This is a genomic window from Gimesia chilikensis (genome assembly GCF_008329715.1).
GTDB lineage: Bacteria > Planctomycetota > Planctomycetia > Planctomycetales > Planctomycetaceae > Gimesia > Gimesia chilikensis.
Genome location: NZ_VTSR01000009.1, coordinates 252,284 through 264,849, shown reverse-complemented (window position 1 = coordinate 264,849; position 12,566 = coordinate 252,284). Strand labels below are relative to the sequence as shown.

Below are 12,566 nucleotides of genomic sequence, written 5' to 3'. Positions count from 1 at the left end.
TGGCATGTCGCTTATTTGCCAGAACTCGCTTTCTCGGTCGCCAGCTTTTTAAAGTACTTTTCGATCGCCTTCCGATAGTGGGAAGGGAAATTACGGTTAATAATATTTTTGGCCGATGCCTGTTTCTTGGGAGGCAGTGTTCCCCAGCCTCCATTATTCGACAGCTTCTTCTTGTCGACCTCGCCAGGAGCTGTAGACCCTTTGACGCGGCTTTCATCTGCGCCTTGCTCAGGAGAACCGGAACTGCTGGAACCCGAACCGGAGGAAGGACTGTTCTTGGACTGGTCTTCCATTTTCTTGATCATTTTGTCGAGAGCGGCGATGATTTCATCTTCCACTTTCTGAGTGTCTTTCCCCGACTTACCCAGGTCAAGACGTCGCTCAACATCGCTCATCTTCCGGGAGATTTCATCAAGACTGTCTTCTTTAAGTGATGCGAGATCTGCCTGCATCAGTGTGGCCAGCTGTCGATAGCGTTCAGGGATTTCCTGAGTCCGATCAAGCAGTTGTGTCAGTGTCTTTTCACAAGCTTCTTTCTGCAGGAGATGATGCTCGCAGACCGCTTTGTAAAACAGGTATCCGGCTGGATCGACCAGTTGATCGGGTTGGATCGTGTTGAAAATCACCAGTGCCTGATCGACCATGCGATACTGAGTCAGATTACGGGCGACGTAGTATCGCAGATTGGCCAGATAGAATTGATCGGCTTTGCCCTCAACCAAGAGTGGTTGATTGGAAAAGACCGGGTACTGATCCGACAGCTGATAGGCGCGAGCCACTTCTCGGGCTTCCGGTTTCACTTCGGCAAAGACCTGCATGGTCAGATTCAGTTTGTCTTCTGCATTCAGGCTGGGATCCAGTTTGGCCAGCTGGGAGGCGACCCGCTTTAACAGTGCTGGATCTTTGGCTTTCTGTTCGGCGGTCCAAGTCTCCAGCTGAATTTTCAGATCGACAGCTGAGGGAGCCGCGTAGAGTACCGTCTTTTCTTCTTCGGCCGGTTTCTGCGCTTTCGTTTCCAACGGAAGGGCGTCTTTCTCTGAAATCTGCCCATACACCGTCAGGCCGGGACCATTCCACAGGAGCAGCAGAACGCACACTTTGAGCAGGTTTCTGATGCCGCTTTGATTCTGACAGTTGAGTAACTGCTGTTTCATCTTGGTCTGTTACCTTTGTGTAAAACAGGTGCGCTGCTATTTGTTTTTTCCGGTGGCCAGAATGTAGGTGGCATTCTGGATGCGTGTCTGTCGATCCGCCAGATTCTGCAACTGTTCCAGCAGGTCAGCACGATTGGCATCCTTTTCCTGGGCCAGTTTTTCGATGCGGCGGGTTCGGTTATTCACTCGTAACTGCATGGAACGGAGCATCTTGACCTCAGCCAGCATGTCGACCAGGGATTTATCTTTGGGAGCGCCCTGTTGTTGCTGCTGTTGCTGTTTCTTCTCGTCTTCCGATTTTTCCATCTCTTTCTGCAGCGCTTCGATCATTTCTTCCAGCGTGCTGATAATGTCCTGCTCGATTTCCTGTGTCAGGGTGCCAACCTTGGTCTGGTTGAGCCGATACGAGACCGACTGCACATCCTCTCGCACCTCAGTCAGAGCTTCACCAAAGGCGACAGACGAACCTTCGTCTTTAATCATCAGAATCGCTTTATCGACTTCAGTTCCGATCATGGTCTCTTCACGCGATAACTGTACCGCTCTTGCGGTATGACGGCTGTTGCGTTCTTTCTCCGGTACCTGGTCGATCGACAGGGTGCCGGCGTAGACACGTTTCTGCTGTGCGAGAATCTTCTGCAAGCGGGCCTCCATCGCAGCCAGCTTCAATTCGCGTTCTTCTTCGCGTAACTGACGCAGCATCTCTTCCAGCTTTTCTTTGGCCTCTGTCAGCTTACGGATTGCTTCGTCCTGATGTTTCGAAGCGTTTTCCTTCTGCTGTTTCTTCAGTTCTTCAATCGCTTTTTCCATCTCCTGACGGGCTTTTTCCAGTTCTTCGCGTCCGGGAGTTTTCTGCTGTTGCTGCTGACTCTCTGACTGCGGAGACTGTTTCTGTTGCCCCTGCTGGGATTGCTGCTGTTCCTGCGATTGTTGCTGTTGAGACTGCTGCTGTTGCTGTTGTTGAGACTGCTCTCCCTGCTGAGGAGACTTTTCCTGGGGAGAGCTTTTCTGGTTCTGGTCTGATTTCCCTTGTTGGGGAGATTTATTCTGAGATTTGGAATCCTGAGACTGATTCGATTTTTGATCAGACTTTGATTCGGGTTTGCCCTCTTTTGAGTCAGATTCTTTCTGCTCTCCTGATGGCTTCTGATCCGAATCTTTCTGTTCCTGATCATTTTTATTTTCAGACTGCTGTGAGTCCTTATTCTTCTCTGCATCCTGCTGGTCGATCTTCGCCTCCAGCTTTTTCGCGTTTTCAGCGGTCTTCTGCTGTTTATCCTGGAGATCAGCCTGTTTACCTCCGCGCTCCGTTGCTGCTCTGACATCCCGTTCCTGGCCGATCAGCCGGTTTACATCTTTGAGCAGATTCTGCAGGCGTTCTTTTTCTTTCTCCACTTCACTCATGCGGTCTTCGCTCTGAAGCAGCGCGAGCAGGGCCTGCATGTTCTGGAGCAGGTTTTCCTGCCGTTCGACCGCTTCACCCAACTGTCCGTCCTGCAGCATCTGCAAGACCCTCTGCATCTCGACCGTCATCTGGTTCTGTTTACTCTGACCAAAGGCCCGAAACAGCAGGTCGGCCCGGGCAGGGTCCGTTTTTTTCATGTATTCGCCCAGGTCGTGCAGCGTCGATTCAAATCGCTTGAACTGCTGGGAGATCGCCTCCTGTTTGTCGGAGAGATCCCGTTTCCCGTTCGCAGTCCCAGAGTCAGAGGCATTGTTCTGAGCAAAGGTGGCGGGGGCACATAACAGAACGCCAGTGATCGCGAACAGCAGGCAGGCGATGCGGGGGCGATTCAACATAAGAAGTGCTCCTGACAGAAAATTCATAATGAACTCAGAACCGATAGGGAGGGAATACGTAAGGGCTGTGCCTTTCTCAACATAATGAGCGCGCTGAGAAGAAAGCACAGCGATTTATTATATCATGTCGGGGACCATGTTCGAAGCATGTTTTTGTGTTCAGTCAAAAGCGGGGTGAAAATCGCATTTTGACCGAGGCACAGATTGGCGACAGATTATTCCAGTCCCAACCCTTTGAGACGATCGAGCAGCTTGTTTTTGCGATATTTTTTTGTCTCTTCGGTTAATTCTTTTTCGCGTTCAATCAGATTCTTCAGCATTTCAATGGCTTCGTGAAACTCCAGCAGGTCCTGCATTTCATCAAGGACACTCTGCATCCGGTTCAGCATGGCGTTCAAAAGTTCAATGCTGGTCTGCATTTCCGGCAAGGGGTCATTTTGTTTCTCGATAGCCAGTCGGAGCAGTCCCAGGTGTTGATCGACCTCGGGAAAGTCCTGCTCGTGGATCATGGTCAGGGGTTTGAGAATTTTGTCGTCAATCCGGCCCAGAATCTGTGCAGTGGCGACTCCATTGTTCACCAGCTCTTCGCGGATGTCATGAAATGATTCAACGATCGACGCGGTTTCTGTCGCATTTTTGCGGCTGCCGTACAAACTGCGATCGGCTGAAACCGCGACCGCCGTCTGGATTTCCAGCAGGGTGTCATTCCATTTGGGATCGCTTTGGCCCTGCTTTTGTTTCGCTTTGATCGATTCTGCCTGCTTGAGTTGTTCGATACGCTCGCTCAGTTCATCGCGCGTCTGTGTGACTTCTTTAAAAATCTGTTCGAAGCGTTTCCGCAGATTGAGTTCCTTGGAATAGAGCTGGGAGAGCAGCTCTTCGTCGGTAACAATTTCAAAGTGATAGGTTTCCCCATGTACCTGATGCGGACCGCTCAGATTGTCTGCATCTTCTGCATGGACGGTCAGGCTGATTTTCTGTCCGACTTTCAGATCCAATGGGAGGACCTCAAAACGTTCCCACTCCTCCTGATCATTCCGCTGCAGAGTGAATTCCCGGGGGCGTTCACTTGGTTTCTTGCGGAACGGCCGGGGACGGAAGTTTTTATCTTCATCGACCAGGAAATCAAATCGTGCTGCCTGGATACCGTAATCATCGGTAATCGTTCCCTGTACTGGAATCATCGCCTTACGGGTAATTGATTTGCCAATTCCTTTGAGCTGTGTATCAATTTTGGGTGGTTGATCGACGATCCCGTTGATGCTCAAACGGATCGGCTCGGTTACCAGCAGCCCGTCTGCATCCTCCAGATAAATCCGGATCGGCTCATCCGCCATGAGTGGAATGCGGGCAGGCAGAGAGCCACTCTGGGCCTCGGACTGAGGTTTGCTTTCCCCGATCAGCGTAAAGGGAATCTGGAACTGCAACTGGTCTGAACCACACATCTGTGACAGTTGGGGGCCGGTGATCTCGGCCTGGCTGACGATTTCTCCCTGAGGGTTTTTCCATGCCAGATAACTCTCGGTCTGGCTGTTCTCGCGTGGTGGTTCGAGTTGCAGTTTGAGACGATCGGTTTCGAACAGATACCGGGTGATCGGTTTGTTGGCGCTTGAGATCAGATCAAACTCAGTATTAACGGGGATCGAAATCTGAGTTCCCTGTACGGCCAGTAGATCGGGGACTGGTTTACCCGAAGCCGGCTCAACCTGGTTCAGGCCCATGTAGGGCGGGTACACACAAGAGAGTTGAATCTGGTCCAGCACGGGATTTTCCACAATCTCAATGGTGTAAGGCTGGGGATTGGTGTAATCATTTCCCGACACCCAGACCTGAATGTCTTCCAGCAGATCGGTAATCGTGTGTTTAAAACGGCCTTCTCCCATGCGGGACATTACCGTCCTGCCGCCTCCCCGTCCGCTTTGCATTCGATATGTCAGTTGGACGCGTTCGGGAGCCTGCTTTCCATCTGCCGTTTCCACCAGCAGGGTCAGATCGTTACCCAGCCCATGCTTGTAGATCTGATTCTGAAAATCTTTGACCCGGTCACCAGGCTGTGCGATGACTTTAACCACCAGTCCCGTCTCTCGGTTCCAGTAATCGGTTTTTAGCTCGAGGTAACCCTTGGCCCAGCGGGCCATCGCCGGTTGATTGAACACCGCCAGCGTCAGGATCGAAATACACAGTGCCAGCGCGCAGAGAAAAGCACGCCGCAGCGGACGTTTGTCGAAGACCTCTTCCAGCGGGAGCTGTCTGCTGCCCTCGGCCACTTCATGCACGGTTCGTTCCAGCATCGCGCGCGTCAGGGCATTCTGTGGTTCGTGGGTCTCGTGCAGTTCAATCGCGGTCGCCAGCCGGTCATTCAGTTCGGGGAAGCGTCGCTCCAGCACCAGTGCGAGTGCTTTGCGTCGCATTTTTTTCATCAGGCGGAACAGCAGCAGACTGACCGCCAGTACGAGAATTGCCGAAACGGAAATCAGGACCAGCGAGGCTCGAAACCAGACCGGCAGTTCAAAATGGCTCAGCTGAAAGTAACCCCAGTCAACCAGGAAGCTGGCCCAGAAGATCAGACCGATCACTGCCAGCAGCCGCGCAACTCCTTCCAACAGAATGTATCTGCGGATTTTCCCACGCAACCGATTGAGGAGATCAGTGATTTCCTGAGGGAGCGTGATTTTTGATGGTTCATTCATAGGTCTGCTTTACAATCATTTGGGACGTCGATTGAAGTGCCGGAGTTCCCTGAAATTCTTTCCATTACTGATTGTCATGACAATTTAAACAGTTTTCGTGTCAGCCACTCGGTCGCCAGCAGGCCTGCTAACAGGAAGAAGACCCAGGCCTGGTCCCAAAGTGTTTTCAAGCGTTCGTCGATCAAAAATTCTTCACCCTGGTCGGGCAGCAGTGCAGGAATTGTTTCCGCTTCTTCCAGTGCAAGATACGCACCGCCCGTATCGCGGGCCAGCTCCTTGAGGCCTTTGACATTCTGGCTCAGTGATTCATCTTCCAGTCGCGGCAGCAGGACATTCAGACTGCCTTCGACGACCTGTCCCTTGGAATTCGGAACGGTCACATTGAAACGATACTTCCCGGGCAGGCTGGCTCGGAAGCTGGCCGTGTATTCTCCCGGACGGTTTCGATCCTGCATTAAGAGCAGATTAGGAACCAGGGGGCGTCCGCGCGGGTCAATGACTTCCATCGGTACCGATTCCTGAACAAGTGGCTGGAATTCGGGATTCAACAGTCGAACCCGTACCGAGACCGTCTGTCCCAGAACATATTCATCCCGTTCGAGAATCAGGGTCCCCCGCTTCGTACCACGTCGAGTACGTCCCTGTCCGACATTACGGATCAGTTTGGTCCAGAAGCGGTCGTAGTAATCTTCATCGACGGAACGGAGCCGCCACATTTCGGGGCTACCGAGGTAGAAGCAGCGGCCTTCGCCGAAATATTGTGAAGCCATCAGAATCGAAAAACCATGTTCGGTTTGAGTTTTGGGGTCGGGAAAATGAGCGTAGACCGTCGCAGCAGCTTTGGCTCCGTTCGAGGGATAACAGCGATACAGCCCCGGGAATGTTTCCCAGAGCTCTTTCGAGGTCGCCGGATCGTCGGTCAGCATCAGGAAACCGGCATCCAGTCCCGCCTGTGTCCATTCAATGCGGCGAATCTGTGTTGCTTCCTGATCGAGATAATCCCTTACAAAGGAATTAATGAAGACTGGATACAGATCGAGAATCGACTGATACTTGTCACTTTCCAGCGACATTTTAGGTGTATAGACATCACCGGCAACCAACACGATGCCCCCGCCCCCGGAGGAGACCCATTCATTCAGATTCAGCATCTGTTCTGCTGATAACAGGCTCCAGTTCACATCGAAAGCCAGGACGACATCATACTCAAACAGGTCGGCTCGTTCGGGGAATTCATACAGCAACTGGTCAGCATCCTGTGAGACACCCGGAGGCGCAGATTGCAGCCAGACATCTGACTTGATAGAGGGATGGCGGTAAAGCATCGTACGGGCAAAGCGGTAATCACGCATCGGACCACCTGCAATCACCAGTACCCGAGTCGGACGGCTGAAGACATTTACCGTGTGTTCCAGTTCGTTGTCCATCGCGTTCGCATCCTGGGCCAGCTGATTGCCACGCACCCGGATCACGTAGTTGATTTCACCCTCTTCGGCTGGCGTCCGTTCAAATTTGACATCCAGCGGCAGGCCGTCTTCTGTAGGTAATAGAATATCGCGAGACTCAATCACCGTTGGTTCTGCATCTCCCGGCAGCTTTTTCAGCAACTCCAGTGTGATATTTTTTCCTGGCATTCCGACCGCCTGCAGCAGTGCGGTGATTTCAAAGGCATCGCCGAACTGTACATCTGTGGGAGCGATGATTTTTGAAACCTGCAGGTTAGCCGGTCGTGTCGGACTGCCGACACCGAGAGTAATCAGACGAACTTTGGCTTCCTTTGCTGCTTCGTTGGCAGAGAGTAAATCAGTGCCTGCATTAGAAGCACCATCGGTGGCCACGATAATTCCCGACAACGTTGAACCATTGATTTCGCGGATCAGCTGCCCCAGCTGTTCCCCCAGTCTCGTTTCGAGTCCTTGAGGTTGTAGCAGAGTGTTCCAGTCAACTTTAGTATCCGTTTCTGGGGATGTAGTATCAACTGATTCTTCAGTATTGGAAGTTTTGTCTTGTGACTCACGCTGGAAGACATGGTGTGGCCCTTTCAGGGCCTGGTCGAACGTGTAGACACTGACCTGGTGACTCTTCTGCAGGTCTGCAATCAGAGGTGAGTCCGCGAGCAGTTTTTCAATGGCTTCCATCCGACTGGGGACGTTTCGACTGGCGGGGGAACTGGCATTTGCAGAGACCAGCTCATTCGGGTGCCTCATGGAGAGTGAGGTGTCGACCAGCACCGCGACCCGGGATGGGCGGAACGACATTTTCTGTGTTCGTTCATGCGGGTTGAATACGATGACTATCAATGCAATCAGCACCGCCAGACGCAACCCGGTCAACCAGCACCGCCAGAACACGGGCAGCTGAAACGAATCTTTCCAGATGGTGCGGATCGACAGGATCAGTACCAGTGCCAGGCCCCCCAACAGCAGCAGCCAGCCCCAGCCGGTTTCGGGCGTATCGTATTCGATCGAACGAAACGCCGTGGTTTCGTCGGCAGCCAGCATCATGAATTGGGAGACAGAGCTCAGTAGGTTCATGCGGCAACGCTCGCAGTCTGGGGATGGTAGCTCAGGCGGTAGGCCAGCAGCTGTTCACAGAGCAATAGTATAAACAGGATGATCAGAATTGTGTTGGTGATTTCCCGCCCCGCTTCCTGGCCCTGAATCCACTGGAATTCACCGGGTTCCTGAATCTGAATCGAGGGAGAGTTTCCTAACTCGGCAGTGAGTTCATCTGTCGTCGCCAGTTCCAGGTTACTTTCGGTGACAGGGAAATTGAAAGCATACATCTGGGATTCAACAGTCTGGTCCTGACGCTTCAGCTGTACTGTGTAGACACCCGGCTGGTCGGTCTCGCGAAAAGTCGTGATCAGTTTCAGGTCACCTGAGTTACTCGCGTCGCTGTCCTGTTGGGGAGTGGCCTTGAGTCGTACGGTCCGCCCCCCGGCGGTCACGGGAGTCAGGATTTCTACTTCATCGGTGTAGGTCGCTGCATCCAGTGAGAAGGCGATCGGATCCCCGGATGTCTCAGCCTGCTCGTGGGAGCGAGACTGCACCAGGTATTTCTGCAGCTCCAACTGGAAGACGATATAACTCGGATTCAGCGCCCAGGAATTCCAGGGCTCTCCTTCGCTGGTCTGGACAGGACCGGCAGAAGTCAGACAGGTAATAATGCGTCCTTTCCCCAGTCGGTGTTCCAGGATCAGCGGATCCTGATTTCTCAGCTTGGCGATGATGCTGACTCCCGAAGCGGTAGCAGCCTTATTTTGCAGCCACTGGGCAGAAATCGGGAAGTAACGCATGATCGAGACCGCTTCGATCAGGGGATTGTCCTGACCTGCGAAAACTGAAAACAGTGGATGGTCACCGACCTCCAGGTCGACCAGCGTATTCGAGTCGCGTGCAGGCAGGTCACGAGGCGCGATTTCCAGGGGCGCCGGAAACAGTCCGTTCCCTTCCTTGTAAAGTTTGTCGTTATAGAACGCAGGCTGGACTGAGGGGCCTGCGAACCAGATCAGGCCGCCCCCGTTTTTGACGAATGTCTCCAGGGCATCAATCGCATCGAGGGGCAACTCGGCCACATTGAGCAGGTAGATGTTCTTGAACTGATTCAATGGGTGTCTGCGCAGGTAGTCGACATTTTCGACCGAGGGCGCAAATCCTGTGATGGCGGCGTCGGGAGCAATCGCGGTCTGGACGTACATCCATTCGTTGCCGGAAGGATTCCCGTCCACAATCAGAACTGGATTTGACTGCTTGACGTTGATGGACAGAAAACGTTCGTTGTCGCTGTCGAGTGCATCGTTACTCAAACTGACATTAATCTGATGCAGATTCGGTTTATTGAACACGACATCAAAATCCTGGGAGACTTCGCTGCCGGCTTCAATCTTGTCAAATACAATGCTCATCGGCAGCTTGTTCTGATCGACAAACGCCGAGACGCGGACATCTTGAGCCACCTTGTCACCAAAGTTTTTAACGCTGACACGCAACCGGAGTGGGACATCGACGGCTGCGACCTCCGTAGCGCCCGAGAGTTCCGTAATCGCCAGGTTGGGCTGTGAATCGGGAACCGTTTTGACCAGATTGATCGTAGTATCGTTGCTGCTCAACTTTTCGATCGTCGCTGCGACCGATTTTTTCTCCTGCCAGTCTGCTTTACGAAAGTCGGAAATCAGGTGCAGAGTTTTAATCACCGCCCGGTCTTCATTCAGCAGATCAGCAGCCGCTTCCAGACCCTGGTTCAGGTCCAGGCTCTGATGGGAACAGGTGAGATTTCCGAGCTTGGCATCGAGTTCGTTGATCAGTTCTTCGTTGATATCACGTTGCAGGAACAGTGGAGCGTCCGCACGGGAGAGCAGGATCAGAGAAAATTTTTCAGTGTTGGGACGACTCGTCCCCTCCGCGGCAATTTTGCGGACTACCTGCAGTCCTTCCTGAAACGCTGACTGCTCACCCCAGATGTTGCGCATGGAGCCACTGTCGTCGAGTACGATCACGTGATGCGACTTGGCTCCTTGAAACATAGAGAGCTGATCCGGATCGAGAATCAGCCGCGCAATCAGCAGCAGCAGGCAGACGATTAACAGAATCCGCAGCAGCAGAAGCAGCAGTTGTTCCAGAAGCACCCGCCGCTGGTTGGTCTGCTGGCTTTGCAGCAGGAATTCCATGGCGGCAAAACGAACGCGTTTATACTGGAAGCGGTTAATCAGATGGATAATGATCGGCGCAGCGACCATCGCGACACCGGTATAGACCAGTGCTGAATTCACAAAATGTTGTGTTAACCAGGCTTCCATAAACTATTTATCAGTTGAGTGTGTCAGGGGTGGTCAATTCGTTGCTTATTGTCGGATCGACTGTTGCATGCCGATCCGGTGATTCAGGTAATGCGCCAGGGCGGCATCAAGATACTCGCTGGTGCGGATGGTCTGATAGTCAAATTTATTGCGGGCACAACGGCGTTTTACGTCATGCAGAAACTCATGCATAGCCTTGAGATAGCCCTCGCGCAAGGAGCGGGGATCGCAGACCAGTTCGCCTGTTTCTTCCATTCCTTCAAACCGTGTTGTACCTGCATAATCAAAGTCGAGCTCCTGATCATCCAGAATGTGCAGGAGCATCAGATCGTGTCCGCGATACTGCAGCAGTCGCAGACCTTTGAACAGACTTTCACGGTTAACGAATAAATCGGATATGAGGATGATCGTCCCTTTTTGCGATCGCGTTTCGGCGACCTCTTTTAGTACGTCATAAATGTCCGTTTTTTGAGCAGGTTTTTCTGCAGCCAGGGCACTCAGTAGTGAATTCAGGTGAGTTCGCTTGCTCAGTGCAGGAACTTTGGAGCGGATGGCGTCATCGAAAGTGACCAGTCCCACTGAGTCCTGCTGTTTGAGCAGCAGGTAAGCCAGGGCAGCCGCTGCCGTACAACCGTATTCATATTTATTCAACGGTCCCGTACCAAACTGCATCGATTCGCTGACATCGACGAGCAGGGTGGTGCGGAGGTTGGTATCTTCTTCGTACTGCTTGATGTAATACTTGTCGGTTTTCGACCAGACCTTCCAGTCGATATTCCGGACGTCATCTCCCGGGGCATACTCGCGGTGTTGGGCGAATTCCACCGACTGGCCGAAAAAAGGACTACGGTGCAACCCGGACAGAAAGCCTTCGACGATCGAGCGTGCCCGAATTTCCAGCCGCGAGATGCGGGAGATGGCTTCAGGCAGCAAAAATTTTCTGTAATCTTGGGTCACTGGTAAGTTCGCCTTCCTTAGACGGTGTCTCTTTTATCAAACGCTCAATCACCAGGTCGGAGGTAATCCCTTCCGATTCCGCAGCGAAGTTCGTCACGATACGATGCCGCAACACGGGAGCGGCCAGAGCGCTGATATCTTCTGTTGAGACGTGAGCGTTTCCGTTCAACAGAGCACGTGTTTTTCCACCGAGCAACAGGTTCTGTACCGCACGCGGACCAGCTCCCCAGCTCAGCCACTCATTGATGAAATCAGGGGTTCCCGGTTCATTGATCCGGGTTTGCCTGACCAGGGCCAGTGCATAGTCGATGACATGGTCCGAGACGGGGACCTGTCGTACGATCTTTTGAATCTCCAGGACATCCACGGCCGTCAGGACGTGTTCGATTTTGTCGTTAGAATCAGAGGTTGTCCGGCGGGCGATCTGTCGTTCTTCCTGGAACGACGGATACTTCACATACACTTTGAACATGAAGCGGTCCTGCTGTGCTTCGGGCAGTGAGTAGGTCCCTTCCTGTTCGATCGGGTTCTGCGTCGCCAGGACGAAGAAGGGGTCACTGAGCAGGTGCCGCGTCTGTCCGACACTCACCTGGTGCTCCTGCATCGCTTCGAGCAGTGCTGCCTGTGTTTTGGGAGGCGTTCGGTTGATTTCATCCGCGAGGACCATATTGTGAAACAGCGGACCGGGGATGAAACGAAATTCGCGTTCGCCTGTCTCGCGATTTTCCTGGAGTACGTCGGTTCCCGTAATATCGGCGGGCATCAGGTCGGGGGTAAACTGGATGCGGCTGAACGACATCGACAGCGTTTGTGCCAGCGAGCTGATCATCAGGGTTTTCGCCAGTCCGGGTACCCCTTCCAGCAGACAGTGTCCCCGGCTGAACAGGGCAATCAGCAACTGTTCGATCACGTCATCCTGACCGACAATTACTTTTGACATTTCGCCATGAATCTGCTGGTAAGCAGAACTCAGTTTATCAATCGACTCCCGCGTGATTTCCAGATCGGGAGATCCTGTAGATTCATTTTGTACGTCCGACATCCGTTTAAACACCTTTCTACAAAGGTAAACACTGCCTGCAGCAGAATGTTCCGTAAGAACTGCTGGTTCATCTCTCCTGTCTTCACAGGTAATCGACGCCGGGCGAGCACGCCAACGAGCATGCG

Annotated in this window: 7 protein-coding genes; all 7 read right to left on the bottom strand. The window is 52.8% G+C overall.

Features of this window, described 5'->3' with window-relative positions; genetic code table 11:
• Positions 1 to 11: 11 nt before the first annotated feature.
• The 7 genes from FYZ48_RS14290 to FYZ48_RS14260 all read right to left on the bottom strand — a co-directional run bounded on the left by FYZ48_RS14290 (position 12) and on the right by FYZ48_RS14260 (position 12,441).
• Positions 12 to 1,154, bottom strand: a complete 1,143-nt coding sequence (locus tag FYZ48_RS14290) for a hypothetical protein (RefSeq protein ID WP_149341476.1) — start codon at positions 1,152 to 1,154, stop codon at positions 12 to 14.
• 36 nt (positions 1,155 to 1,190) lie between these two features.
• Entirely contained in the window at positions 1,191 to 2,954 is a 1,764-nt protein-coding gene (locus tag FYZ48_RS14285) for a hypothetical protein (protein ID WP_149341474.1), read from the bottom strand.
• A gap of 215 nt (positions 2,955 to 3,169) precedes the next feature.
• Positions 3,170 to 5,644 carry a hypothetical protein gene (locus tag FYZ48_RS14280; protein WP_149341472.1) on the bottom strand — a complete coding sequence of 825 codons (2,475 nt, stop codon included), beginning with the start codon at positions 5,642 to 5,644 and terminating at the stop codon, positions 3,170 to 3,172.
• 74 nt (positions 5,645 to 5,718) lie between these two features.
• Complete coding sequence (locus tag FYZ48_RS14275; RefSeq protein WP_149341470.1) at positions 5,719 to 8,178, bottom strand: vWA domain-containing protein; 2,460 nt, start codon at positions 8,176 to 8,178, stop codon at positions 5,719 to 5,721.
• Complete coding sequence (locus FYZ48_RS14270) at positions 8,175 to 10,442, bottom strand: BatA domain-containing protein (RefSeq protein WP_149341468.1); 2,268 nt, start codon at positions 10,440 to 10,442, stop codon at positions 8,175 to 8,177. Before FYZ48_RS14270 ends, FYZ48_RS14275 begins: the two co-directional genes overlap by 4 nt.
• 45 nt (positions 10,443 to 10,487) lie before the next feature.
• A complete protein-coding gene (locus FYZ48_RS14265; RefSeq protein ID WP_145037292.1) occupies positions 10,488 to 11,375 on the bottom strand; it encodes a DUF58 domain-containing protein in 888 nt (295 codons plus the stop codon).
• A complete protein-coding gene (locus FYZ48_RS14260; protein WP_149341466.1) occupies positions 11,365 to 12,441 on the bottom strand; it encodes an AAA family ATPase in 1,077 nt (358 codons plus the stop codon). The genes FYZ48_RS14265 and FYZ48_RS14260 overlap by 11 nt, the downstream gene beginning before the upstream one ends.
• Positions 12,442 to 12,566 lie beyond the last annotated feature (125 nt).

Coding starts and splice junctions, on each gene's coding strand:
- FYZ48_RS14280 (WP_149341472.1), bottom strand. CDS start 5,644: ATGAATGAACCATCAAAAATCACGCTCCCTCAGGAAATCACTGATCTC.
- FYZ48_RS14270 (WP_149341468.1), bottom strand. CDS start 10,442: ATGGAAGCCTGGTTAACACAACATTTTGTGAATTCAGCACTGGTCTAT.
- FYZ48_RS14290 (WP_149341476.1), bottom strand. CDS start 1,154: ATGAAACAGCAGTTACTCAACTGTCAGAATCAAAGCGGCATCAGAAAC.
- FYZ48_RS14260 (WP_149341466.1), bottom strand. CDS start 12,441: ATGTCGGACGTACAAAATGAATCTACAGGATCTCCCGATCTGGAAATC.
- FYZ48_RS14285 (WP_149341474.1), bottom strand. CDS start 2,954: ATGTTGAATCGCCCCCGCATCGCCTGCCTGCTGTTCGCGATCACTGGC.
- FYZ48_RS14275 (WP_149341470.1), bottom strand. CDS start 8,178: ATGAACCTACTGAGCTCTGTCTCCCAATTCATGATGCTGGCTGCCGAC.